Raw genomic sequence first — 25,894 nt, 5'->3', positions numbered from 1 at the left:
TTATTTAACCTGTTTCAGCACATCAGCGGTGATGTCTTTTACATCGCTGCTGTTATATGCAACGGCATTCGCGTCAACCACCAGATCGATGCTCTGATCTTTCGCTACGCTCTGTACGGCAGTCTGGATACGGGTAACCAGTTTGCCACGCTCTTCGTTGGAACGACGTGCGCGATCCTGTTCAAACGCCTGCGCTTTCTGGGAGAAGGTCTGGCGCTGAGCCATCACGTCTTTTTCCAGTTTGGTACGTTCGGCGCCCGGCTTCATGGACTGCAGACGCTGCATTTTGGATTGCAGGTCGCCTTCCATACGCTGCAGTTCGCTAGCGCGGCCTTTGAACTCGTTTTCCAGCGTGTTGGAAACGCCAGTTTTCTGGGCAACCTGTTGGAACAGGCTGTTCATGTTCACCAGGGCAATTTTATCTGCCGCCTGAGCGGAAGTTACCATTGCCAAACCCAGACCTGCAGCTAATAACCACTTTTTCACAATAAACTCCTTACCATCCCATGAGTACCCAGGGGTACCGTTATTTGCGTGGCGAGGCGATAAACGCGTTATCGCCTACAGTCAGCGCTATACTGCACTTGCATTCCGTTGCCGCCAACAATTACCAGGTTTTACCAATGTTAAACTGGAACTGTTCGGCTTTGTCTCCATCGTACTTTTTGAACGGTTGGGCGTAGGAGAAGACCAACGGCCCCAACGGCGACATCCACTGTACGGCAATACCCGCAGACATACGGATGTTGCTCGGATCGCTGTAATCCGGATAACCAGCGTACGCGCTCGAATCCCAGTGAGTATCCCATACGGTACCCATATCCCAGAAGACGGAAGTACGGACCGAGTTCGCATATTTGTCACTAATAAACGGCGTCGGGGTAATCAGCTCAAGGCTGGCCACCGCCATCGCGTTACCGCCCACCGCATCATCGGATTTACACGGTGCGGATTCGGTGCTCTTACATTCATTATCGTAACTATCGTCATCATCATGACGACTGCTTGCCGGGAAGTACACCGCCTTCGGACCAATGGTGTTCGACTGGAAGCCACGCACGGTGCTGGAACCACCGGCATAGAAGTTCTCATAGAACGGCATCTCTTTGCCGCCGATACCATCGCCATAACCAAAGCGCGTACGACCCAGTACTACCCACTGATGATCGTTGTCGATCGGCACGTAGGTCGCGGTATCCAGCGTCGCTTTGTAGTACTCGTTGTCTGAGCCCGGAATGGTCACCTTACCGTTCAGGTTGACGCGCGAACCTTCCGTTGGGAAGAAGCCGCGGTCAAGCTTGTTATAGGTCCAACCGTAGTTGAAGGTGAAGTCATTCGCACTGAACGAGTTCCGGTCGTTGGTGTTGTCCGGATACTGGCCCATCGAGTTAAGGTAACGCCACATTGCCACCTGCGGCTGCATATTGGACAGGGAGTTATGCACATAACCGACGCCGGCGCGCAGTGTGTTGTATTCGTTGACCGGGAAGCCCAGCGTAATGTCTGTACCATAGCTTTTGTTGGTATAGTCAGACAGATCCGCATCGTTCGCATCAAAGTCATTATAGAAGACACGACCGCCGAGGCTTACACCGTCTACGGTGAAGTACGGGTTGGTCACCGACAGCTCGGTATAGGTCTGGTAGTCGTTTTTGGTACCGTTGATCCCGACAGCATAGCCAGTACCTAACCAGTTATCCTGCTGAACGCCCGCCTGGAAGCTGACGCCGCTCTCGGTGCCGTAGCCGATACCGAAGTTGAAGCTACCGGTGTTACGCTCTTTCACCTTGTAGACAACGTCGACCTGGTCCGGGCTGCCCGGCACGCGCTGGGTATCAGTATCCACCGTTTCAAAGAAACCTAAACGGTTGAGACGGTCTTTACCCTGATCGACGAGGTCGCTCCCCAGCCATGCGCCTTCCATCTGGCGCATTTCGCGGCGCAGTACGGCATCTTTAGAGGTGTCGTTGCCTTCGAAGCGAATTTTACGCACGTAATAACGGTTGCCTGCGTCGACGTTAACGTGCAGCTTAACGGTTTTATCGCTGTCGTTGATCTCCGGCTGCGACTGCACGCGCGGATAGGCGTAACCATAACGACCCAACAGTTTCTTGATGTCGTTTTCCATCTTGGTCACTTTCGCGCCGTTGTACAGTTCGCCTGGCTCAACTTTAGTCAGCGCTTCAATTTCCGCGGAATGGCCAGCGAGGTTGCCCGTCACCTGCACTCCGGAAAACTTGTACTGATCGCCTTCGGTGATGTTGACGGTGATGTAGATCCCTTTCTTATCCGGCGTCAGGCTGACCTGGGTAGAATCGATGTTGAAACGGGCATAGCCGCGATCCAGGTAGTAGCTGCGCAGGGTTTCAAGGTCGCCCGCTAGCTTCTGCTTCTGGTATTTACGGTCGCCGACCACGTTCCACCACGGCACCTCATCGCGCAGCTGGAAGTGGGAGATCAGCTCATCGGTCGAAAACGCATGGTTGCCGACGATGTTGATCTGTTGAATTTTTGCGGAGACGCCTTCCTGGAAGACCAGCTTCAAATCGACACGGTTACGCGGCAGCGGCGTAACGACTGCTTTGACGCTGGCGCTGTATTTACCGACGCTGTAGTAGAAGTCTTCAAGACCCTTCTCGATATCCGCGATGGTCGTGCGGTCAAGCGACTCGCCCACCCGAACGCCTGAGGCCTCAAGGTTCTGCTTGAGCATGTCATCTTTCACCGACTTGTTGCCGGAGAAGGTGATGCTGGCGATCGTCGGACGCTCTTTCACCTGCACCAGCAGGGTATCACCATCGCGCAGGACGCGGACGTCCTCGAAGTTGCCAGTGGCAAACAGCGCGCGAATAGTGTTACTGATATCATCGTCGGTCACCGTATCGCCAGGACGCACTGGCATACTGAGGAGGGCCGCACCAACAGCGACACGCTGCAAGCCTTCGAAATGAATGTCCTTCACCACGAACCCTTCAGCACCGTATACAGTCGCGCTGCTAAACAGCAGCGACGCTATGAGCAACTTTTTCATCGCCATCGTTATTATGCGTTCTTCCTAACAAACTCTCTTATAACCGAGAGAAATCATTGAAAAGTGCAAGCCCCATTAACAGCACCAGCAGTATTGAGCCAATGCGATAACTAAAGTCTTGAACTCGCTCGGATACCGGCCCGCCCTTCAGCTTTTCAATCGCTAAAAACAGCAGATGTCCCCCATCCAGTACGGGTAGAGGGAACAGGTTGATGATTCCGAGGTTCACGCTAATCAGCGCCAGGAACATCAGATAATAAATCAACCCAAACTCCGCTGACATTCCAGCCCCCTGAGCGATAGAGATCGGCCCACTGAGGTTGTTCAGTTTGACATCACCGGTTATCAATTTACCCAGCATCCTGACCGTCAGCGACATCAGCTGCCAGGTTTTATCCGTGGCTTCAGCGATGGCGGCAAACGGTCCGTACTGACGTACTGTCTTGTATTCTTCAGGCAGCGGGATGACCTTTGGCACCACCCCTGCGAACCCTTCCGCCTTACCTTTCACCGTTTTCGCATCCGGCGTCAGGGTTAACGGCAGCGCACTCCCCTGCCGTTCAATCTCCAGCGCCAGCGCTTTGCCCGGATTATCGCGCACCAGATTAACAAACGTCATCCACTGCGTTAACGGTTGACCATCGACTTTAACGATCCGGTCGCCCGCTTGCAAACCCGCTTTCTGGGCTGCCGATCCCGCCTGAACCTCAGCCAGCACCGTATCAATCTGCGCGCTGCGCGGCTGGATCCCCAGCGAGGTCACGGGATCTTGCTTGTCTGGCTCAAACGACCAGTGCCGCAGATCGACGATTTTATCCTGGCGCTGATTGGTCCCGAAAGGGGCGACGGTAACTATTGTTTGCGGGTTGCCGATTTTGGCCACCAGCTGCAGACGCACCGCATCCCAATCAGGCGTTTCGATACCATCTATCGCTTTAAGTTCCGTTCCTTTTGCAATTTGTGCTTGCGCGGCAACCGAATTGGGCGTTATTTCACCCACCACCGGCCGCACGCCGGGAACGCCGATGATAAAGACCAGCCAGTAAGCAAAGATAGCGAAAATGAAGTTAGCGATGGGGCCGGCGGCAATCACCGCCGCACGCTGACCGACGGTTTTATTGTTGAAGGCGTAGTGACGCATCTCCGGCGCCACCGCTTCAACACGCTCATCCAGCATCTTGACGTAGCCGCCCAGTGGGATCAGGGCGATGACGAACTCTGTGCCCTGCTTATCCATCCGCCGCCACAGCGCTTTGCCGAAGCCGATAGAAAAACGCTCAACCCGGATACCGCAGCGGCGCGCCACCCAAAAATGGCCAAACTCATGCACCGTAATCAGTACGCCAAGCGCAATGATAAAAGCCGCCAGATTCCAGAGCACGCTCAGCATATAACCTTCCGTCAAATCGTCCTGAAGACCAACAGTAGCAGACAGGCGAAGACCGGTACCGCCGCCGTCAGGCTGTCGATACGATCGAGAATACCACCATGTCCGGGAATCAAGTGCCCGCTATCCTTAATGCCGGCCTCGCGCTTAAACATACTTTCCGTCAGGTCGCCCAGCACCGAAGCCAGGGCCGCCACCACCGAACAAACCAGCAGCACCGTCGGCGTGACGTCAAGATGGGCCCACACGCCGTAGGCCCAGGAAATCACTGCCGCGGTCAGCAAACCGCCAAAAAAGCCCTGCCAGGTTTTACCCGGTGAGACCTTCGGCGCCAGCTTGTGCTTGCCAAACATTTTACCAAACATATAGGCGCCAGAGTCTGCGCCCCACACCAGGATCATGACGTACAGCAGCCACAGCGCGCCGCTGTAGTGGTTATCGGCATAGTGCCAGGCGCGCAGCGCCAGCATGCCCCAGAAAAACGGGACGATGGTCAGGATGCCGAAGATGAGGCGCAGCACCTTTGAGTGGCGCCAGAATGCCGCCGACGCCGGGTATGAGAGCACCAGCAGTAACGCGACGATCCACCAGGCAAAAGAGGCCCATAGCGACCCTTCAACCATCGGTTGATGAACGTCATAATGGTATTCAGGCAGCAGAAAAAGCATCGCCGCCAGCAGAAGGCCGCACAGCACCGCCAGCCAAACCCGCTGCGACGTCGAGGTAAAACCGCTCAGTTGTCCCCACTCCCAGGCGGCGAGCATACAGACCACCAGGGTGACGATAGCAAAGCCCATCGGCGGCAATAAAAACAATGCCGCAATGACGATGGGGATTAAGACGAAAGCAGATATCAGGCGATACTTCAGCAAAAGTGACCCCCATCAGGCATGACTGCCACCCGGCTCAGTGCCGCCGAAACGACGCTCTCGATTAACAAAGGCATGGAGTGCACCTTCAAAGTCCTGTTCAGCAAAATCGGGCCAAAGAACATCCGTAAAGTAAAGTTCGGCATAGGCAATTTGCCAAATCAGAAAGTTACTTATTCGGTGCTCTCCCCCGGTCCTAATAACTAAATCAACGGGAGCCAGTTCATGCATGCAGACCTGCTGACTCAGCATGTCTTCCGTGATCTGCTCAGGCAGCAGCGTCCCGTCCTGTACCTGTTTCGCCAGCAAACGAACGCCCTGGGTAATATCCCAGCGACCGCCGTAATTGGCTGCAATATTCAGCGTTAAGCCGGTATTGTTTGCGGTTAGCGCTTCCGCTTTGCGGATCCGCTCCTGCAGGCGCGCATTGAAGCGCGTGGTGTCGCCAATAATCCGCAGACGCACATTGTGTCGGTGCAGGCTTTTGACTTCGCTATCCAGCGCCCAGACGAACAGTTCCATCAGCGCACTGACTTCCTGAGCCGGACGGTTCCAGTTTTCGCTGCTGAACGCGTATAACGTTAACGCCTCAATCCCATTATTCGCCGCGAAGGAGACCGCGCGACGCACGGATTTCGCCCCGGCCTTATGCCCGAAAGCGCGAATTTTACCTTGCCGTTTCGCCCAACGGCCGTTGCCATCCATAATAATGGCGACATGACGGCAGCCATGGGTGGGCGATATTTCGCTGACAGTTTGATTAGCAGACAACATCACGCGTTTTAAGTCCATAATAAGGATTAACTAGCCACCAAACAGAGGCCACCGGGCCGCGCTGGATACGCATTTTTATCCGGTGCCGGGGCTGCAGCCAATCGCAGAGAACAACCAAAAGCTTTACGCAAAAAAGCCGTGTTTTGTCACGGCCACCGTAATCTTTAACAACAAAATGCAACGATCGGGTGGCGCAGACTATATCACCGAAGCCTTGCGCCCACAAATATCACCGCGTTACGCCTGCGCAACCAACCGCAGCAGCTGCTGGTGAGCGATTGCGCGCGCCTCGGCGTCGATAACCAGAACATCATCAATGCTTTGCGGCTCCTGCAGGTCCATCTTATCCAGCACCGCCAGGTTAACCGCCGCAATATCGGTAAAGCGGATATCGCCATGCAGAAACGCGGCAACCGACTCTTCATTAGCCGCATTCAGCGTCGTGGTCGCGGCCTGGCCGACATCAAACGCGTCCATCGCCAACTTCAGGCACGGATATCGCGTATAGTCCGGCGCGGAGAAGCTCAGATTGCTCAACTGACAGAAGTCCAGCGGTTTAACGCCGGAATTCAGTCGCTGCGGCCAGCCCATGGTATGGGCGATCGGCGTGCGCATATCCGGCTCCCCAAGCTGGGCCAGCACGCTGCCATCCTGATAGCGAACCATCGAGTGGATCACCGACTGCGGATGGATCAGCACTTCCATCTGCTGGGCCGAGGCGTTAAACAGCCAGCGCGCTTCAATATATTCCAGGCCTTTGTTCATCATCGTGGCCGAATCGACGGAGATCTTGCGCCCCATCGACCAGTTGGGATGACGGCAGGCCTGATCCGGGGTCATCGCCGCCAGTTCAGCCACGGCCGTCTCGCGGAAAGGCCCACCGGAGCCGGTCAGCAGGATAGACGAGACGCCGTTCCGGGCAAGATCAGCGTATCCCAGATGCTGCTGAATTGTCTCCGGCATACTCTGAAAAATAGCGTTATGCTCGCTATCGACCGGTAGCAATCGCGCCCCCGACTGTTGCACCGCCTCCATGAATAAGCGACCGCAGGTCACCAGCGATTCTTTATTCGCTAACAATACCGTTTTCCCGGCGCGGATCGCCGCCAGCGTCGGCACCAGTCCCGCCGCGCCGACGATTGCCGCCATGACCTGATCGACCTCATCCAGCGCCGCGACCTCGGCCGCCGCCTGCTGGCCGCTTAGCACCTCGGTGCGACAGCCATGCTCATGCAGACGGGTGCGCAACCACTCAGCGCTTTGCGCATCGTCCATCACCGCGTAACGGGGGGTAAATTCCAGGCATTGTTCAACCATACGGTCAACGTTTTTCCCCGCGACCAGCGCGGCGACGGAAAAGCGACCAGGGTTATGGCGCACCACGTCCAGCGTGCTACAGCCAATGGAGCCGGTCGAACCGAGAACGGTTAATTGCTTCATGAGACGTCCAGAAGAGTGGAAACAGAATAAAAAGCAAAACGCCGCCAGCAAGCCCCTACGCAGCAACTATCGGGGATGAGACGGCGGCATTAGGCCTTCAACTAAGCGCTAAAGGCTACAAGGCCAGCGGTTGCAACGCAATCCCGAGAATTGAGCGTACAGTCTTCTGTACGGCGTTTCAGATTTTACTCAGGCCAGAGCCTGTCTGGCCCGAGTAAGGGCAGAGCATTAGAACTGCATCAGTTCCGCTTCTTTGTCTGCCAGCGCCGCGTCAACTTTTTTGATGGCGGCGTCAGTCATTTTCTGCACGTCGTCCTGAGAACGGCGATCGTCATCTTCGCTGATCTCTTTTTCTTTCAGCAGCGCTTTGACTTTATCGTTGGCGTCACGGCGAACGTTACGCACGGCAACGCGCGCCTGCTCGGCTTCACCACGCACGATCTTGGTCAGATCTTTACGACGCTCTTCGGTCAGCGGCGGCAGCGGAACACGAATATCGCTGCCGGCAGAGCTTGGGTTCAGACCGAGGTCGGAGGCCATGATCGCTTTTTCAACGGCCGCGGACATAGAACGGTCAAAGACGTTGATTTTCAGGGTACGGGAGTCTTCGACGGTGACGCTGGCCAGCTGGCGCAGCGGGGTCGGAGTACCGTAGTATTCAACAACAATCCCGTCCAGCAGGCTCGGAGAAGCACGACCCGTGCGAATTTTGCTGATTTGGTTTTTGAATGCTTCGACGCATTTTTCCATGCGGATTTCAGCATCTTTTCTGATATCGCTAATCACGTTACGAATCCTTGAAAGCTTGTCTCAGTCAGACCAGACGGGGCACCCGTCGGAAAATGAGCTAAGTATAGTCAGATTTAATGAAAATCACCGGGCAATATCCCCGCGAAAGTAAAGCGGAATATTACCCGGATTTGGCGCTGACGGGAATTATTCCGTGATCAATGTGCCTTCTTTTTCGCCCATCACCACGCGACGCAGGGCGCCAGGTTTGTTCATGTTGAAGACGCGAATCGGTAATTTATGGTCACGCGCCAGGGTGAAGGCCGCCAGATCCATGACTTTCAGCTCTTTTTCCAGAACTTCGCTGTAGGTCAGCTGATCGTACATGGTGGCAGAAGGATCTTTTGCCGGGTCAGCGGTGAATACGCCGTCAACCTTGGTGGCTTTCAGCACCACATCGGCTTCAATTTCGATACCGCGCAGGCAGGCTGCGGAATCGGTGGTAAAGAACGGGTTGCCGGTACCAGCGGAGAGGATCACTACGCGGTTGTTGCGCAGCAGGCTGATCGCCTCTGCCCAGCTGTAGTTGTCGCATACGCCGTTCAGCGGAATGGCGGACATCAGACGAGCGTTCACATAGGCGCGGTGGAGCGCATCACGCATTGCGAGGCCGTTCATGACCGTTGCCAGCATGCCCATGTGGTCGCCCACAACGCGGTTCATACCCGCTTTCGCCAGACCAGCACCACGGAACAGGTTACCGCCACCAATTACTACGCCAACCTGAATACCCAGCTCAACCAGCTCTTTGATCTCCTGAGCCATGCGGTCAAGTATGCTTGCATCAATACCGAAGCCTTCTGAGCCCTGCAGCGCTTCGCCACTTAATTTCAGCAGAATACGTTTGTAGACGGGTTTTGCATTGGTAGCCATGTTTCTTTCCTGAGACTGTCAACGAATGAGATGTGATAATTCCGGCGACATTGTATGTCGCATTTCAGCGCGGCCACTATAAGCAGTTGGCTGAATTTACAAAATGGGCGCAAAAAGAAGCCGCCCTCAGGCGGCTCCTTTTTTTAAAAATTAAGACTGCTTGGACATCGCAGCAACTTCTGCTGCAAAGTCAGTCTCAACTTTCTCAATGCCTTCGCCCACTTCAAAGCGGATGAAGCCAGTCACGTCAGCGTTGTGCTCTTTCAGCAGCTGGCCAACAGATTTGCTCGGCTCCATAACGAAAGGCTGACCAGTCAGAGAAACTTCGCCGGTGAATTTCTTCATGCGGCCTTCAACCATTTTCTCTGCGATTTCTTTCGGCTTACCGGACTGCATCGCGATGTCCAGCTGAACCTGGTACTCTTTCTCTACCACTTCAGCAGACACGTCTTCCGGCTTAACGAATTCCGGCTTGCTTGCAGCAACGTGCATTGCCAGCTGCTTAACCAGCTCTTCGTCAGCGCCTTTAGCGGCAACCAGAACGCCGATACGCGCACCGTGCTGGTAGCTGCCCAGAACGTCGCCTTCCAGAACAGCGATACGACGGATGTTGATGTTCTCGCCGATTTTAGCAACCAGCGCAACACGTTCTTCTTCGAACTGCGCTTTCAGAACTTCAACGTCGGAGATTTTACCTGCAACAGCGGCGTCCAGTACTTTGTCGGCAAATGCCTGGAAACCACCATCTTTAGCAACGAAGTCAGTCTGGCAGTTAACTTCCAGAATGTAACCGTAGTTGCCTTCGATTTTGGTTTTGATCACGCCGTCAGCAGCCACGTTGCCTGCTTTCTTCGCCGCTTTGATCGCGCCGGATTTACGCATGTTTTCGATTGCCAGCTCGATGTCGCCATTCGCTTCAGTCAGCGCTTTTTTGCAATCCATCATGCCTGCGCCAGTACGTTCGCGCAGCTCTTTTACCAGGGAAGCGGTAATTTCAGCCATTCTAAAATCCTCGGGAGATGTGGATACTGCCCGGCCAACGGCCAAACAGCGTAAATTGAAAAAAGGGGCCGATAATGGGCCCCTATTCATACACGGTACTAATAAGGGCTTAAACCTTATTATTCAGCTTCTACGAAGCTTTCTTCCGCCTGAGAAGCCAGGTCCTGAGAGCGACCTTCACGAACGGTAGCAGCAACAGCGCCCAGGTACAGGCTTACTGCGCGGATTGCATCGTCGTTACCCGGGATAACGAAGTCTACGCCGTCCGGATCAGAGTTGGTATCAACGATAGCAAATACCGGGATGCCCAGGTTGTTTGCTTCTTTGATAGCGATGTGCTCGTGGTCAGCGTCGATAACGAACAGTGCGTCCGGCAGGCCGCCCATATCTTTGATACCGCCCAGGCTGTTTTCCAGCTTGTCCAGCTCACGAGTGCGCATCAGCGCTTCTTTCTTGGTCAGCTTGTCGAAAGTACCGTCCTGGGACTGAGTTTCCAGGTCTTTCAGACGTTTGATGGACTGACGAACGGTTTTCCAGTTAGTCAGCATACCGCCCAGCCAGCGATGGTTCACGAAGAACTGATCGCAGCTCAGAGCAGCGTCTTTTACCGCTTCGCTTGCAGCGCGCTTAGTACCAACGAAAAGGATTTTACCTTTACGAGCAGCGATCTTGTTCAGTTCAGCCAGAGCTTCGTTGAACATCGGTACGGTTTTCTCAAGGTTGATGATGTGAACTTTGTTACGCGCGCCGAAGATGAAAGGCTTCATTTTCGGGTTCCAGTAACGGGTCTGGTGACCGAAGTGAACACCAGCCTTGAGCATGTCGCGCATGGAAACAGTTGCCATGTTTAAAACCTCTATAGATTAAATTGGGGTTATGCCTCCACGTATCCCATATTACCGACCCCGAAGGGCACCCCGGAATATGTGCCGATACGTGTGTGTTATTACACAAAGTGAGCTATGTCGCTTACGTCCATCCTTGTGTATCTGAGATGGAACGGAAGTCCGGCGCGCTTTATACCACAAAATCCATCCAGACACCAACTCTTGTTGACGTCGCGTGCTGTTAATGATTCTCAGTTTGGCACCAGCCTGCCCGGACTGTTACCATTGACAGGACTTACTCTATTATTGTCGAAAATATCGACACTGCTGGACATACTCCATGGCTATCTCTATTAAGACATCTGAAGACATCGAAAAAATGCGCGTTGCCGGCCGCCTGGCCGCCGAAGTGCTGGAAATGATCGAACCCTACGTCAAACCGGGCGTTAGCACCGGCGAACTGGACCGCATCTGTAACGACTATATCGTTAACGAGCAGAAGGCCATTTCCGCCTGCCTCGGCTATCACGGCTATCCGAAATCCGTCTGCATTTCGGTCAATGAAGTGGTCTGTCACGGTATCCCTGATGACGGCAAGCTGCTGAAAGATGGCGATATCGTGAATATCGACGTGACCGTCATTAAAGATGATTTCCATGGCGATACCTCCAAAATGTTTATCGTCGGCAAACCGACGATTCTCGGCGAGCGCCTGTGCCGCATCACTCAGGAAAGCCTGTACCTGGCGCTGAGAATGGTGAAGCCAGGCATCAACCTGCGCACCATCGGCGCGGCGATCCAGAAATTTGTGGAAGCCGAAGGTTTCTCCGTGGTGCGTGAGTACTGTGGCCACGGTATCGGCCGCGGCTTCCATGAAGAACCTCAGGTGCTGCACTACGATTCGCCGGAGACCAACGTCGTACTCAAACCAGGCATGACCTTCACCATCGAGCCGATGGTCAACGCCGGTAAAAAAGAGATCCGCAGCATGAAAGACGGCTGGACGGTGAAAACCAAAGACCGGAGCTTGTCTGCGCAGTACGAGCATACTATTGTGGTGACTGACAACGGCTGCGAAATTCTGACGCTACGCAAGGATGACACTATCCCGGCGATAATCTCGCACGATGAATGATGAAAAGCCGGCGCCCGCCGGCTTTTTTATTAGATAGTTTTTTCTTATGGTGACGCGATGAGCAACTCATTACCTGACACAGCCTCCCCTCTCCTGCCCGTCCCGCCGGAACACCCGGTGAGCTGGCCGCAGGGCGATCTGAACTGTGCCGCAATCAAGGCGCACATCGATACCTTCCAGCACTGGCTGGGCGAGGCGTTTGACTCCGGCATCGTCGCGGAGCAGCTCATCGCGGCGCGCACCGAATTTATCGACCAGTTGCTGCAGCGATTATGGATCGCCTGCGGTTTTGAATCCGTCAGCGACCTGGCGCTGGTCGCCGTCGGCGGCTATGGCCGTGGCGAACTGCACCCGCTCTCAGACGTCGATCTGCTGATCCTCAGTCGTAAAAAACTGCCGGACGACCAGGCGCAAAAAGTCGGCGAACTGCTCACCCTGCTGTGGGACGTCAAGCTGGAGGTAGGCCACAGCGTACGCACCCTCGAAGAGTGCCTGCTGGAAGGTCTCTCGGATCTGACCGTTGCCACCAACTTAATCGAATCGCGCCTGCTGATCGGCGACGTCGCGCTGTTCCTTGAACTGCAAAAACATATTTTTAGCGACGGCTTCTGGCCATCGGAAAAGTTCTTCGCCGCCAAGGTCGAAGAGCAGAACGTCCGTCATCAGCGCTATCATGGCACCAGCTATAACCTCGAGCCGGACGTGAAAAGCAGCCCCGGCGGCTTGCGCGATATCCATACGCTACAGTGGGTGGCTCGCCGCCATTTCGGCGCCACCTCAATGGATGAGATGGTCGGCTTCGGCTTTCTGACCGAAGCCGAGCGCAATGAACTCAATGAGTGTCTGCATCAGCTGTGGCGCATCCGTTTCGCGCTGCATCTCGAACTCACGCGCTATGACAACCGTCTGCTTTTCGACCGCCAGCTCAGCGTGGCCCGCCGGCTAGGCTATGAAGGCGACGGCAACCAGCCGATTGAGCATATGATGAAGGACTTCTTCCGCGTTACCCGCCGGGTGAGCGAGCTGAATCAGATGCTGCTTCAGCTGTTTGAGGAGGCTATCCTCGCCCTGACCGAGGATGAAAAACCACGCCCGATCGATGATGATTTCCAGCTGCGCGGCACCCTTATCGATCTGCGTGACGACACGCTGTTTATTCGCGAACCGCAGGCCATTCTGCGCATGTTTTATATCATGGTGCGCAACAGCACCATCACCGGCATCTACTCAACGACGTTGCGCCATCTGCGCCACGCCCGCCGTCATCTCACCCAGCCGCTGTGCTATATCCCGGAGGCGCGCACGCTCTTTCTTAGTATGCTGCGCCATCAGGGAGCGGTAAGTCGCGGGCTGCTGCCGATGCATCGCCACAGCGTACTGTGGGCCTATATGCCGCAGTGGTCGCATATCGTCGGCCAGATGCAGTTCGACCTGTTTCACGCCTACACCGTCGATGAACACACCGTCCGGGTGATGCTCAAGCTGGAAAGCTTTGCCAAAGAAGAAACCCGCAGCCGCCACCCGCTGTGCGTGGAGCTGTGGCCGCGCTTAACGCACCCGGAGCTGATCTTAATTGCCGCCCTGTTCCACGACATCGCCAAAGGGCGCGGCGGCGACCACTCGATCCTCGGCGCGCAGGATGTGCTGAAGTTTGCCGAGCTGCACGGGCTGAACTCGCGCGAAACGCAGCTGGTCGCCTGGCTGGTGCGTCACCACCTGCTGATGTCGGTCACCGCCCAGCGGCGCGATATTCAGGATCCGGAGGTGATTAAGCAGTTCGCCGAGGAGGTGCAAACAGAAAATCGTCTGCGCTATCTGGTATGTCTGACCGTCGCCGATATCTGCGCCACCAACGAAACCTTATGGAACAGCTGGAAGCAGAGCCTGCTGCGTGAACTCTATTTCGCCACCGAGAAGCAGCTGCGTCGCGGCATGCAAAGCACCCCAGACATGCGCGAACGAGTGCGTCACCATCAGCTGCAGGCGCTGGCCCTGCTGCGGATGGACAATATTAATGAAGAGGCGCTGCATCAGATCTGGAACCGCTGCCGCGCCAACTATTTCGTGCGACATACGCCGACGCAGCTCGCCTGGCACGCCCGCAACCTGCTGCGCCACGATCTGAATAAACCGATGATCCTGCTGAGCTCGCAGGCCACCCGCGGCGGTACGGAGATTTTTATCTGGAGCCCGGATCGCCCTTACCTGTTCGCCGCGGTGTGTGGCGAACTTGACCGTCGCAACCTCAGCGTCCACGACGCGCAGATCTTCACCACCCGCGACGGTATGGCGATGGATACCTTTATCGTCCTTGAGCCCGACGGCAGCCCCCTTTCCGCCGACCGCCACGAGGCGATCCGCCAGGGGCTGGAGCAGACCATCACTCAGCGCAGCTGGCAGCCTCCGGCCCCGCGTCGTCAGGCGGCAAAGCTACGCCATTTTTCCGTGGACACCGAGGTGAATTTCCTGCCGACCCATACCGACCGAAAATCGTTTCTGGAGCTGATAGCGCTCGACCAGCCCGGGCTGCTCGCCCGCGTCGGACAGGTGTTCGCCGACCTCGGGATATCGCTTCACGGGGCGCGAATTACGACAATTGGTGAGCGAGTAGAAGATTTATTTATAATCGCCACCGCCGACCGGCGTGCCCTTAATAATGAGCTGCAACAAGAAGTGCAACAACGGTTGACAGCGGCCCTCAATCCAAACGATAAAGGGTGACGTATTTTTTTTAGTGAATGGAAAGAAACAATGCAGCAGTTACAGAACGTTATTGAGTCCGCTTTCGAGCGTCGCGCCGACATTACGCCGGCTAATGTGGATACCGTGACCCGCGAAGCGGTTAACCAGGTTATCGCCCTTCTTGATTCCGGCGCGCTGCGCGTCGCTGAGAAGATCGACGGTCAGTGGGTAACGCATCAGTGGCTGAAGAAGGCGGTACTGCTCTCTTTCCGTATTAACGATAACCAGGTTATCGATGGTGCGGAAAGCCGCTACTTCGATAAAGTGCCGATGAAATTCGCTGACTACGACGAAGCGCGTTTTCAGAAAGAAGGTTTCCGCGTGGTGCCGCCGGCCGCCGTGCGCCAGGGCGCGTTCATCGCCCGCAACACTGTGCTGATGCCGTCCTACGTTAACATCGGCGCCTACGTTGACGAAGGCACCATGGTTGATACCTGGGCCACCGTCGGCTCCTGCGCACAGATCGGTAAAAACGTGCATCTGTCCGGCGGTGTCGGCATCGGTGGCGTACTGGAGCCGCTGCAGGCGAACCCGACCATCATCGAAGATAACTGCTTCATCGGCGCGCGCTCTGAAGTGGTTGAAGGGGTGATTGTCGAAGAAGGCTCCGTCATCTCCATGGGCGTTTACCTCGGTCAGAGCACCAAAATCTACGATCGCGAAACCGGCGAAGTCTTCTACGGCCGCGTACCGGCTGGCTCGGTGGTGGTCTCAGGCAACCTGCCGTCGAAAGATGGTAAATACAGCCTGTACTGCGCGGTGATTGTGAAGAAAGTCGATGCCAAAACCCGCGGCAAGGTCGGCATTAACGAGCTGCTGCGCACCATCGACTAAAGCAAATAAAAAGCGGGAGATATCCCGCTTTTTTTATATTTGATGCTGGCGAAAATGGATTTTTTCGTTAATTATTCAATGGTTATGATGCTATCAAAGGTACCGTTATGTACGATAATCTGAAAAGTCTTGGCATTACCAACCCTGATGAGATCGATCGCTATAGCCTGCGGCAGGAAGCTAACAACGACATTCTGAAAATCTATTTTCAGAAAGACAAAGGCGAATTCTTCGCCAAGAGCGTGAAGTTCAAATATCCGCGTCAGCGCAAAACCGTCGTCGCCGACGGCGTCGGCCAGGGCTACAAAGAGGTCCAGGAGATCAGCCCCAATCTGCGCTACGTTATCGACGAGTTAGATCAGATCTGCCAGCGCGATCGCACTGAAATCGATCTCAAGCGTAAAATCCTCGACGATTTACGCCATCTGGAAAGCGTGGTCACCAATAAGATCAGCGAAATCGAAGCCGATCTGGAAAAGCTCACCCGTAAGTAAGAGCATCCCGGCGGCGCGTTGCCTGGCCGGGCTGGTGGTCTCTATCCACTCCAGACAGCATGCATCGTCCAGGCCGGGTATGGCGCGTCGCTACCCGGCATTTTTTTGCCTCCACGTCTTAGCGTTGTTCGTCCAGCTGCAGCGCGATATACAGCAGCAGCCTGTCGTCAAAGCTACCGAGATCCAGGCCGGTCAGCTCCGAGATACGGTTCAACCGGTACTCCAGCGTATTGCGATGAATAAACAGCGCCTTTGACGTCGCCAGCGGCTGCACGTTATGGCGAAACCACGCCTGCAGCGTCCGCCGCAGCAGCCCGTTGTTGTCCATGGCCTTCAAACGCGCCAGCGGACGGGCCAGCTCATTGGCCTGCCAGCCGCCGCGCAGGCTGTCGAGCAGCACCGGCAGCATCAGATCCTGATAGAAATAACTGCGGCTCTCCGGCATCCGCTGCTTGCCAACCATCATCGTCGTCCGTGCGGTACGGTAAGAGCGGGCGATACTTCCTGGGCCGGTGAAGAAGTTGCCCAGCGCCACGCGAAAGCGCAGCTGGCCATTCTCTTTCATCCTGGCGATAAGCTGCTCGACGCGCCGGACGTGATCGTCAGCGTCCCAGCGGCCAAAGCTGTTCAGCGCCGGTTTCAGCACCACCATTTCCGTGAGCGAGACAATGGCCACCAGATTATTGCGATCGGGGGTGGTCAGCGCGTTCTGTAACTGTTGCAGTTCCGCCATCGCGCTGTCCACGCCGAGCTGACCGCTGTCTACCTCAATCATCGCCACCACGCGCGGCTGATTGAGATCGATGCCTAAACGCTGAGCCCATTCGTTCAGCGCCGGGGTATGCTCTTCCGCCTGAATCAGGTTCATCACCAGCTCTTCGCGCAGACGGCTGTCCTGGGCCAGGAGATGCATCAGCCGCGACTGCTCCAGCATCATCTCTGCTGTCATGCACACCAGCTCGCCATATTTTCGCAGCGACTCCGGCTCGCCGGTCAGGCCGATCACCCCGACGATCTCCCCCTCCAGGCGCAGCGGCAGGTTAATCCCCTGGCGAACCCCGTGCAGATGGCGAGCGACCGCGTCGTCGATATCCACCACCCGCCCCTGGGAGAGGACCAGCAGCGCGCCTTCGTGCAATTCACCAATCCTTTCCCGATCGCCGCTGCCGATGATCCGCCCGCGGGCATCCATCACGTTGATATTGGTATCGATGATGCGCATGGTCCGCGCCACAATATCCTGCGCCATTTTGGTATCAAGATGCCAGCCAGCCATGTAGTCCTCCCCTTTGCTGGGCACCAGCATAAAAGAGTCATCGTCGCGCTGCATTGTGCATTTGCACTAAGCCGGGGTGAGATATGTGGAGTTGTGGGGGCGGTCACAGAACGAAAAAAGCCCCTGCCCTCGGCGAGGGAAGGGGCTGGGAAGCGAGTGCTGGCGGTTACTGCAACAGCAGATAGATAGAGGCGTCGCCGCGCTGAATGTTCAGCGCCAGTACGGACGGTTTGGCGTCGAAGATTTTCCGCAGATCGGCGATGTTTTTCACCGGCTGCTGATTCGCCCCGACGATGACGTCGCCTTTCTTGAGGCCAATCTGTGCCGCCGGGGTACCGGCTTTCACATTATTGACCACCACGCCCTTATCCTGACCCTTATTGCTCATTTCCGCCCCTTCAATCCCGTTGAAGATAGTGCTGGAGTCAACCTGGGTCTGGTTGCTCTGCTGCAGTTCGACGGTCACGGTCACCGGTTTGCCGTCGCGCAGCAGACCAAGCTCAACTTTGCTGCCGATAGGCATGGTGCCGACCTGGGCACGCAGCGCGGCGAAGCTGCTGATCGCTTTCCCGTTGAGGGAGGTGATAACATCGCCGGCTTTAATGCCCGCTTTCGCGGCCGCCGAACCTGGCATTACCTGGCTGACGAAGGCCCCGCGCTGGGCATCGACTTTCATCGCTTTCGCCAGCTCAGAGTTCAGTTCGGTGCCCATAATGCCGAGCTCACCGCGTTTCACCTGGCCATATTTCACCATCTGCTCGGTCAGGTTTTTCACCATGTTGCTCGGGATAGCAAAACCGATACCGATGTTGCCGCCGTCCGGCGCCAGAATGGCGGTGTTGATACCGATCAGCTCGCCGTTGAGGTTCACCAGCGCACCGCCGGAGTTCCCGCGGTTAATCGCCGCATCGGTCTGGATAAAGTTTTCGTAGTTTTCCACGTTGAGGCCGCTACGGCCCAGCGCGGAGACAATCCCGGAGGTCACGGTTTCGCCCAGACCGAACGGGTTGCCGATAGCCACGGTGTAATCACCGACGCGCAGCGCATCGGAGTCGGCAAGCTTAATCGCCGTCAGATTTTTTGGATCCTGAATCTGAATCAGCGCGATATCAGAGCGCGGATCTTTGCCGACGACTTTGGCATCAAACTTACGGCCATCGCTCAGCTGAACCTTAATCGTGGTGGCGTTGTCCACGACGTGGTTGTTGGTCACCACATACCCTTTGGCGGCATCAATGATGACGCCGGAGCCCAGCGCCATAAATTTCTGCTGCTGGCCGCCGTCAGGCTGACCGCCCTGTCCGCCGCCCTGGCAAAACGGCGAACTCTGGAAAGGAGAACCATCCTGGCAGAACGGCGAATTATCGCCAAAGAACTGCTGGAAGTTACGTGGCATCCGTGGGGTATTAACGGTGGTGCTACCTTCAACGTTAATGCTCACCACCGACGGCATCACCTTCTCCAGCATCGGGGCCAGGCTTGGCATCTGCTGTGCATTAGTGGCCGAAGATGCCGTTTCTGCCGCGCTCGCAGAGAGCGGGGACAACGCCAGACCTAAACTCAGAGCCAGTGCACTCATTGCTAACGTGGTTTTTTTCATCAGTTTCAATCTCAATATCAGGTAACGAAAGTTGCTGTGTACGTGACTATCAGAGTCATTTTATAACGCTAAGTTCCGGAATTAAGTTTCTGGAAAAAGTAAAAATTTATTGTCCATCTTTACAAAACTCCAGCCTATTCCACCGCCATGAGTCGCCGATATTCATCCCACGCATACAAATCCGTCATCCCGCTGATATAGTCCTGAATCAGACGGCAGCGATAATAGTATTCCATCAGCGCAAATTCGGGCGCCGTACGCGCCAGTTTATTTACCGCTTCAACATAGGCAAGCCGGTGACGGGTCGAAAGTTTCTGATACAGCCGGGAGGCAATGGGTAAACGTCGTACCCGCTCCTGCGCTACTAATTCGCTGAAATCCTCCAGCGATAATTTCAGCAGCGGCTGATAGATATCCAACAGGCCGCTGATCACCCGGTAGCCCTGCAATTCCAGCTGCTCAACATCCGGATGGCTAAAGACCTGTTTCATCGCCACATTTTTATAGAGCTCCAGTAGCTGACTGCAATCGCTGTCGTCCTCCAGCAACGCATGATTAAAGTCCCCTGTGAAGATTGCCGGTAGGTTGTCAATAAATCGGCGCGCCGCGTAGGGCACCAGCTTATTCAGCGTATTCACCCGCAAATACATAAAAAACTGATCTTCCGCGCTCTGCTTCAGATAATTGGCTCGCGATTTCTCCCAGGCATTTTCTACTACCTGCGAAAATAACGAGCCTTTTTCATGACTGCCCCAGGCGTCGTAAAGATGCTGATAGAGCTGTTCTGCGCTAAAAATACGTTTTTCCACCGCGTCCTCGAGATCCGCGACGCAATATGAGATGTCATCCGCAGCCTCCATAATCCAGGTTAATGGAAACCGATTGTAAGGCGCGAGATCCAGTTCTTTACGCAAACGCGCGACATACTCTTCTTCGGCTAAATAATAGCCAGGTTTCTTCATTAAATAACTGTGGCTGGCCGGTGTCTCCTCAGACCACCACGCCGGACGAGTATATTTCAGGATACATCCCACCTGCGCCCAGGTCAGGTTCATACGCATTAGCGTATGGACCAGACGAATGCCCTGCGCGTTGCCCTCAAAGCTGCAGAGATCCTGGCGCACTTTACGGCGCAGCGCATTAAGCGATGTCTCTCCGTCATGCAGTCGTAAGGCCTGCACTTCGCAGCGATCGTCGGTCAGCGGCTGCCCGAGCGCATCGCCGGGCGCCAGGCGCTGACGGAACCAGTCGTTAATCGCCGCTTCGCCAAAATGGCCAAACGGGGGATTGCCGATATCGTGCATCAGGCAGGCCATCTCCACCACGCTCTCGAATGGCCCGGTCAGCTCTTCCAGGCCATACTCTTCCAGCAGCCTCAGCTCTTTCAGCCGGCTCAGCACCTCTTTGGCGATATAGCGCCCCACCTGCTGCACCTCCAGCGAGTGGGTCAGGCGAGTGCGCACCGCCGCGTTGCGCTCGAGCGGGAAGACCTGAGTTTTTTGCTGCAGGCGGCGGATTGCCGGCGAGTTGACGATCCGTCCCCGATCGCTTTCAAAGATCCGCAGGATGTCGCGCTCCGTCTCCACCCGCGGCGGCGAACGGAAGCGTCGACGCCAGTTTATCTTGTTGCGAAAATCAATCTTTGCCATAGCCTCTCCCGCGCGAGCAATACGCTTCCCCTTAAGCGCATGATAGACTATGCAACTAAACCTGACACATCGCGAGTAAATCTATGAAAATTGGCATTATTGGCGCTATGGAAGAGGAAGTTACCCTTCTGCGCGACAAAATCGAAAACCGCCAGACCATCACCATTGGCGGAAGCGAAATCTATACCGGCCAACTTCACGGCGTTGACGTCGCTCTGCTGAAGTCTGGTATCGGAAAAGTAGCGGCGGCGATGGGCGCGACCCTGCTGCTGGAGCGCTGCCAGCCTGACGTGATCATTAATACCGGTTCTGCCGGCGGCCTGGCGTCGACGCTGAAGGTCGGCGATATCGTCGTCTCCGATGAAGCGCGCTACCACGACGCCGACGTCACCGCCTTCGGCTATGAATACGGCCAGCTCCCTGGCTGCCCGGCGGGTTTTAAGGCGGATGAAAAACTGGTGGCCGCCGCAGAGAGCTGCATTAAAGCGTTAGATCTCAACGCCGTTCGCGGCCTCATCGTTAGCGGGGATGCCTTCATTAACGGCTCTGTCGGTCTGGCGAAGATCCGCCATAATTTCCCGCAGGCGATCGCCGTGGAAATGGAAGCGACCGCCATCGCCCACGTCTGCCATAACTTTAAGGTTCCCTTCGTGGTGGTTCGCGCTATCTCCGACGTGGCCGACCAGCAGTCCCACCTCAGCTTTGAGGAGTTCCTTGCGGTCGCCGCCAGACAGTCCACCCTGATGGTGGAGAATCTGGTACAGAACCTGGCACGTGGCTAAGTCGCTATCCTTCGCGCTTGCCGCGCTGCTGTTACTCGCCCCGGCGTGGCTTCTGGCCGCGCCGCGGGTGATCACCCTCTCCCCCGCCAATACCGAACTGGCCTTTGCCGCCGGGATCACGCCGGTCGGCGTCAGCAGCTATTCCGATTATCCTTCGCAGGCCAAAACGATCGAACAGGTTGCCAGCTGGCAGGGAATGAACCTGGAACGCATCGTGGCGCTCAAGCCAGACGTGGTGCTGGCCTGGCGCGGGGGCAATGCCGAACGCCAGGTTAACCAGCTGCAGTCTCTGGGTATTCATGTCCTGTGGGTACAGACCTCGACCATAGAAGAGATCATCGCTACCCTGCGTGAGCTGGCGCAGTGGAGCCCGCAGCCGGAAAAAGCACAGCAGGCGGCGCAGGCGATGCAGCAGGAATACGATGCGTTGAAAGCGCGCTATGCCAACGCGCCGATGAAACGCGTCTTCCTGCAGTTCGGCTCCGCACCGCTGTTCACCAGCGGCCCCGGTTCGATTCAGGATCAGGTGCTAAGGCTTTGCGGCGGCGAGAATATCTTCGCCACCAGCCGCGTTCCCTGGCCGCAGGTGAGCCGCGAACAGGTGCTGGCCCGCCAGCCGCAGGCGATCGTGGTCACCGGGGATGCCAGCCGCATTGCCGAAGCGCAGCGCTTTTGGCAACATCAGCTCACCATTTCGTTGATTGCGTTACACAGCGACTGGTTTGAACGCGCCGGCCCACGTATTATCCTCGCCGCCAAACAACTTTGTGCGGCGCTTGACCAGGTAAAATAACCATCCGGCACACCGGATGTTCAGTGGGAATCAACGATGCTTGTCTATTGGCTGGATATTATTGGCACAGCTGTCTTCGCGATCTCCGGCGTACTGCTGGCCGGAAAACTGCGTATGGACCCATTCGGCGTGCTGGTGTTAGGGGTAGTGACGGCGGTAGGCGGCGGGACCATCCGCGACATGGCGCTGGCGAATGGCCCGGTATTCTGGGTCAAAGATCCCACCGATCTGGTGGTGGCGATGGTCACCAGCATGCTGCCCATCCTGCTGGTCCGCCAGCCTCGCCGGCTGCCGAAATGGATCCTGCCCGTTCTTGATGCCGTCGGTCTGGCGGTGTTTGTCGGCATTGGCGTCAATAAAGCTTTTCTCGCTGGCAGCGGCCCGCTGGTCGCGGTGTGCATGGGGGTGGTGACCGGCGTCGGCGGCGGGATTATTCGCGACGTGCTGGCGCGGGAAATTCCTATGATTCTGCGTACCGAAATCTACGCCACCGCCTGTATCGTCGGCGGTATTGTCCACGCCACGGCACACGACACCTTTCATCTCCCGCTGGAGAATTCGGCAATGATGGGGATGGTGGTCACCCTGGTAATTCGTCTGGCGGCTATTCGCTGGCATCTGAAGCTGCCGACGTTTGCCCTGGACGATAACGGTCGGTAATAAAAGCAAAACGGTAACCTTAAGGTTACCGTTTTTAGGGTTTGCTCCCTCCCGCTGGGGGAGAACTCGCTTTAAACGCTGAACGAGGAGCCGCAGCCGCAGGTGCTTTTCGCGTTCGGATTGGTCACGATAAAGCGCGAACCTTCCAGCCCTTCGGTATAGTCGACCGAGCCGCCGACCAGATACTGCAGGCTCATCGGGTCAACCACCAGGCCGACGCCCTGTTTCTCAATGGTCATATCCCCTTCGTTCACCTGATCGTCAAAGGTGAAGCCATACTGGAAACCGCTGCAACCGCCGCCGGTGATATACACGCGCAGTTTCAGGTTCGGATTATCTTCATCCGCAATCAGGTGTTTTACTTTATTGGCTGCGGCTTCGGTAAACTCCAGCGGCAACGCTACGTCATCACTCATTTTCTGCTCCCATTGATACTTCCGGCCGGTTAAAGAATAACCGGACCTTTTGAGCCATTATCTAATACCCTGGTAAATCGTTCAAGTATTCTCCCGGGGAGCCTGCTGCGCTTTTGCCGCCTGCTCGGCTTCCTGCTTCGCCAGAGTACGCTGCAGAATGGTCGAATACAAAGGCTTACCGCCGAGGAATTGCGCCAGTAGTGTTGCGCCAAGGCAGGTAATAATCATTGGCAAAATGAGCTGATAGTTATCGGTCATCTCCAGCACCAGCACGATCCCGGTCAGCGGCGCACGCACCGAGGCGGCGAGCAGCGCCCCCATGCCGGCAATCGCGAAGGTGCCGGCATCGAGATGGTAGGCCGGAAACAGCGGAATAGCCGCCATGCCGAACGCCGTGCCCAGCAGCGTGCCGAGCGCCAACATAGGCGCGAAAATGCCCCCTGGCGCGCCGGAAGAGAAGCAGATCAGCGTGGTCACCACGCGGGCAATAAAGATAAACAGCAGCAGTCCGACGGAGAAGTTACCGGCAGCGGCGATAGGGATCAAGTTAAAGCCACCGCCCACCGCGGAGGGCTGCATCAGCCCCAGCAGACCGCAGAGCCCGCCGATTAATCCGCCAATCAACACCCATTTTTTGATGTTGCCGCCGTGGATGCGCTGGAACAGATCCTGAGTGCGCAGCACCAGAAAATTAAACAGCGGGCCAAAGCAGCCAAACAGCATGCCCAGCACCAGATACAGCCATAGGGTATTTACCGGGGCGTTGCTTAGTTTACCCACCTCAATGATCGCCGCTTCGCCGTTGAAAATGCGAAACACAATGCTCGACATGATCACGCCGGTAAACACCGCTTTAATGGAGATCAGGTTGTAGCGGAACTGCGGGCGCATCTCTTCGATGATAAACAGAATACCGGCCAGCGGCGCATTAAAGGCCGCCGAAAGCCCCGACGCCGCACCGGTCGCCAACAGCGTATGCCGCGCTTCCGGACTGCGCATGCGGAAAACGTCCAGCACCATGCGCCCAATGTTGCCGCCAAGCTGTACCATCGGTCCTTCACGACCCAGCACCATCCCGGCGCCAAGGGTCCCCATGCCGCCAACGAATTTCACCGGCAGCACGCGCCACCAGCGCACCGGCCGCAGCTCCTCCAGCGCGCCCTCAATTTCCGGAATCCCGGAGCCGCCGGCCTCCGGCGCAAAGCGACGCACCAGAAAATAGCCGACCATCGCCAGCAGCGCCGACAGGATAAACGCCAGCGGCCAGACCAGATACCAGTGGTCCGCCACCTGCGCCAGCGCGCCGATCCGCTGGTTCTGCACCCAGTTCACGCTCTTTTCAAAGGCGACGCCCACCAGCCCCGCCAGCGTGCCGACCACTGCCGCAAAAAACAGCACCGCCAGCGGCGTTTTATCGCGTTGAATCAGACGGCGCACCGCATCGCCGCGACGCACCCGCACAAACTGATGTGCTTCAAAAGAGGGAGTTTCTGCTTTCATGCCGTTATCAATTATTGGTAATACAAATGAAGAGAGCGGCATTTTAGCCGCCCCGGCGCGCTGCGTCGTCAAAAAAATGCCCTTGCGGCACATTGTTTCAATTGGGCAAAACTTTCATAACCATCCTGGAATAACTTAGAATAGCCGATAAAACATTTTTCACGAACCAGGACCCTGGCCATGAGCAAATCTGAAAATCTGTACCACGCTGCGCGCGAACTGATCCCCGGCGGCGTTAACTCGCCGGTGCGCGCTTTCACCGGCGTCGGCGGCACACCGCTGTTTATCGAACGCGCGGATGGCGCTTACCTCTATGACGTGGATGGGAAAGCCTATATCGATTATGTCGGTTCCTGGGGTCCGATGGTGCTGGGCCACAACCACCCGGCTATCCGCAATGCGGTGATCGAGGCGGCATCCCGCGGCCTGAGCTTTGGCGCGCCGACCGAAATGGAAGTGAAAATGGCGGCCCTGGTGACCGAGCTGGTGCCGACCATGGATATGGTGCGGATGGTGAACTCCGGTACCGAAGCCACCATGAGCGCCATTCGCCTGGCGCGCGGCTTCACCGGACGCGACAAAATCATTAAGTTCGAAGGCTGCTACCACGGCCATGCCGACTGCCTGCTGGTGAAAGCCGGTTCCGGCGCGTTGACCCTCGGCCAGCCGAACTCGCCGGGCGTCCCGGCCGATTTCGCCAAACATACCCTGACCTGCACTTATAACGACCTCGCCTCGGTGCGCGCGGCGTTCGAGCAGTATCCGCAGGAGATCGCCTGCATCATCGTCGAGCCGGTGGCCGGAAATATGAACTGCATTCCGCCGCAGCCGGAATTCCTGCCGGGCCTGCGCGCCCTGTGCGACGAATTTGGCGCCCTGCTGATTATCGACGAAGTGATGACCGGCTTCCGCGTGGCGCTGGCAGGCGCTCAGGCTTACTACGGCGTGGAGCCGGATCTGACCTGTCTGGGGAAAATCATCGGCGGCGGGATGCCGGTAGGCGCCTTCGGCGGCCGCCGCG

The 25,894-nt window shown here is 56.4% G+C and carries 23 protein-coding genes; 8 read left to right on the top strand and 15 right to left on the bottom strand.

The window, feature by feature from the left end; translation table 11 throughout:
• The 10 genes from skp to rpsB form a co-directional block, all read right to left on the bottom strand.
• Window positions 1-486 (bottom strand): molecular chaperone Skp, encoded by a 486-nt coding sequence (gene skp, locus HMPREF9538_RS19055; RefSeq protein ID WP_004178645.1) that lies wholly within the window; start codon window positions 484-486, stop codon window positions 1-3.
• 121 nt (window positions 487-607) lie between these two features.
• Window positions 608-3,037 (bottom strand): outer membrane protein assembly factor BamA, encoded by a 2,430-nt coding sequence (bamA, locus tag HMPREF9538_RS19060; protein WP_004145860.1) that lies wholly within the window; start codon window positions 3,035-3,037, stop codon window positions 608-610.
• 31 nt (window positions 3,038-3,068) lie between these two features.
• Window positions 3,069-4,421, bottom strand: a complete 1,353-nt coding sequence (gene rseP, locus HMPREF9538_RS19065; protein ID WP_004177358.1) for a sigma E protease regulator RseP — start codon at window positions 4,419-4,421, stop codon at window positions 3,069-3,071.
• A gap of 11 nt (window positions 4,422-4,432) precedes the next feature.
• Window positions 4,433-5,290: a phosphatidate cytidylyltransferase gene (gene cdsA, locus HMPREF9538_RS19070; protein ID WP_002889318.1), complete on the bottom strand. Its 858-nt coding sequence runs from the start codon at window positions 5,288-5,290 to the stop codon at window positions 4,433-4,435.
• A gap of 12 nt (window positions 5,291-5,302) precedes the next feature.
• Window positions 5,303-6,061: a (2E,6E)-farnesyl-diphosphate-specific ditrans,polycis-undecaprenyl-diphosphate synthase gene (gene ispU, locus HMPREF9538_RS19075; RefSeq protein ID WP_002889316.1), complete on the bottom strand. Its 759-nt coding sequence runs from the start codon at window positions 6,059-6,061 to the stop codon at window positions 5,303-5,305.
• 237 nt (window positions 6,062-6,298) lie between these two features.
• A complete protein-coding gene (ispC, locus tag HMPREF9538_RS19080; protein WP_009484511.1) occupies window positions 6,299-7,501 on the bottom strand; it encodes a 1-deoxy-D-xylulose-5-phosphate reductoisomerase in 1,203 nt (400 codons plus the stop codon).
• Window positions 7,502-7,729: 228 nt separating this feature from the next.
• Window positions 7,730-8,287, bottom strand: coding sequence for a ribosome recycling factor (gene frr / locus HMPREF9538_RS19085; RefSeq protein WP_002889308.1), 558 nt, complete (start codon window positions 8,285-8,287; stop codon window positions 7,730-7,732).
• 150 nt (window positions 8,288-8,437) lie between these two features.
• The gene (gene pyrH / locus HMPREF9538_RS19090) at window positions 8,438-9,163 is read right to left on the bottom strand and encodes a UMP kinase (RefSeq protein ID WP_002889306.1); all 726 of its coding nucleotides are present in this window, start codon (window positions 9,161-9,163) and stop codon (window positions 8,438-8,440) included.
• A 150-nt stretch (window positions 9,164-9,313) separates the two neighbouring features.
• Window positions 9,314-10,165 (bottom strand): translation elongation factor Ts, encoded by an 852-nt coding sequence (gene tsf / locus HMPREF9538_RS19095; RefSeq protein WP_004151930.1) that lies wholly within the window; start codon window positions 10,163-10,165, stop codon window positions 9,314-9,316.
• A gap of 119 nt (window positions 10,166-10,284) precedes the next feature.
• Window positions 10,285-11,010, bottom strand: a complete 726-nt coding sequence (rpsB, locus tag HMPREF9538_RS19100) for a 30S ribosomal protein S2 (protein ID WP_002889299.1) — start codon at window positions 11,008-11,010, stop codon at window positions 10,285-10,287.
• 322 nt (window positions 11,011-11,332) lie between these two features.
• Here rpsB and map point away from each other — a divergent pair, with 322 nt between their 5' ends.
• From map to HMPREF9538_RS19120, 4 genes are all read left to right on the top strand, one after another.
• Window positions 11,333-12,127: a type I methionyl aminopeptidase gene (gene map, locus HMPREF9538_RS19105; protein ID WP_002889297.1), complete on the top strand. Its 795-nt coding sequence runs from the start codon at window positions 11,333-11,335 to the stop codon at window positions 12,125-12,127.
• A gap of 57 nt (window positions 12,128-12,184) precedes the next feature.
• Window positions 12,185-14,848 (top strand): bifunctional uridylyltransferase/uridylyl-removing protein GlnD, encoded by a 2,664-nt coding sequence (glnD, locus tag HMPREF9538_RS19110; protein ID WP_004151931.1) that lies wholly within the window; start codon window positions 12,185-12,187, stop codon window positions 14,846-14,848.
• A 30-nt stretch (window positions 14,849-14,878) separates the two neighbouring features.
• Window positions 14,879-15,703, top strand: coding sequence for a 2,3,4,5-tetrahydropyridine-2,6-dicarboxylate N-succinyltransferase (gene dapD, locus HMPREF9538_RS19115; protein ID WP_002889295.1), 825 nt, complete (start codon window positions 14,879-14,881; stop codon window positions 15,701-15,703).
• A gap of 107 nt (window positions 15,704-15,810) precedes the next feature.
• Entirely contained in the window at window positions 15,811-16,197 is a 387-nt protein-coding gene (locus HMPREF9538_RS19120) for a DUF3461 family protein (RefSeq protein ID WP_002889292.1), read from the top strand.
• Window positions 16,198-16,315: 118 nt separating this feature from the next.
• Here the strand turns inward: HMPREF9538_RS19120 and cdaR are convergent, their stop codons facing one another.
• The 3 genes from cdaR to dgt form a co-directional block, all read right to left on the bottom strand.
• On the bottom strand, window positions 16,316-17,473 hold the full coding sequence (gene cdaR, locus HMPREF9538_RS19125; protein ID WP_002889289.1) for a DNA-binding transcriptional regulator CdaR: 1,158 nt from the start codon (window positions 17,471-17,473) through the stop codon (window positions 16,316-16,318).
• 166 nt (window positions 17,474-17,639) lie between these two features.
• Window positions 17,640-19,073, bottom strand: coding sequence for a serine endoprotease DegP (gene degP / locus HMPREF9538_RS19130; RefSeq protein ID WP_004145870.1), 1,434 nt, complete (start codon window positions 19,071-19,073; stop codon window positions 17,640-17,642).
• A gap of 134 nt (window positions 19,074-19,207) precedes the next feature.
• Entirely contained in the window at window positions 19,208-20,722 is a 1,515-nt protein-coding gene (gene dgt / locus HMPREF9538_RS19135) for a dGTPase (RefSeq protein ID WP_004145871.1), read from the bottom strand.
• 83 nt (window positions 20,723-20,805) lie between these two features.
• Between dgt and mtnN the strand changes: the two genes are divergently transcribed.
• The 3 genes from mtnN to HMPREF9538_RS19150 are packed head-to-tail and all read left to right on the top strand — an operon-like array spanning window position 20,806 to window position 22,957.
• On the top strand, window positions 20,806-21,504 hold the full coding sequence (gene mtnN / locus HMPREF9538_RS19140) for a 5'-methylthioadenosine/S-adenosylhomocysteine nucleosidase (protein ID WP_002889282.1): 699 nt from the start codon (window positions 20,806-20,808) through the stop codon (window positions 21,502-21,504).
• A complete protein-coding gene (btuF, locus tag HMPREF9538_RS19145) occupies window positions 21,497-22,297 on the top strand; it encodes a vitamin B12 ABC transporter substrate-binding protein BtuF (protein WP_009484509.1) in 801 nt (266 codons plus the stop codon). The genes mtnN and btuF overlap by 8 nt, the downstream gene beginning before the upstream one ends.
• 36 nt (window positions 22,298-22,333) lie before the next feature.
• Window positions 22,334-22,957: a TRIC cation channel family protein gene (locus HMPREF9538_RS19150; RefSeq protein WP_009484508.1), complete on the top strand. Its 624-nt coding sequence runs from the start codon at window positions 22,334-22,336 to the stop codon at window positions 22,955-22,957.
• Between the two features lie 71 nt (window positions 22,958-23,028).
• On the opposite strand, the gene erpA is transcribed toward HMPREF9538_RS19150, so the two are convergent.
• The gene (gene erpA, locus HMPREF9538_RS19155; RefSeq protein WP_002889275.1) at window positions 23,029-23,373 is read right to left on the bottom strand and encodes an iron-sulfur cluster insertion protein ErpA; all 345 of its coding nucleotides are present in this window, start codon (window positions 23,371-23,373) and stop codon (window positions 23,029-23,031) included.
• 81 nt (window positions 23,374-23,454) lie between these two features.
• A complete protein-coding gene (clcA, locus tag HMPREF9538_RS19160) occupies window positions 23,455-24,873 on the bottom strand; it encodes a H(+)/Cl(-) exchange transporter ClcA (RefSeq protein ID WP_032457038.1) in 1,419 nt (472 codons plus the stop codon).
• Window positions 24,874-25,053: 180 nt separating this feature from the next.
• On the opposite strand from clcA, the gene hemL reads away from it, so the two are divergent.
• On the top strand, window positions 25,054-25,894 hold an 841-nt coding region (gene hemL, locus HMPREF9538_RS29530; RefSeq protein WP_009484506.1), incomplete at its 3' end, for a glutamate-1-semialdehyde 2,1-aminomutase.

The organism is Klebsiella sp. MS 92-3 (assembly GCF_000195655.1).
GTDB lineage: Bacteria > Pseudomonadota > Gammaproteobacteria > Enterobacterales > Enterobacteriaceae > Klebsiella > Klebsiella pneumoniae.
Note: the sequence above shows the minus strand (reverse complement) of the source record. Positions and strands in the feature narration are given on the sequence as shown.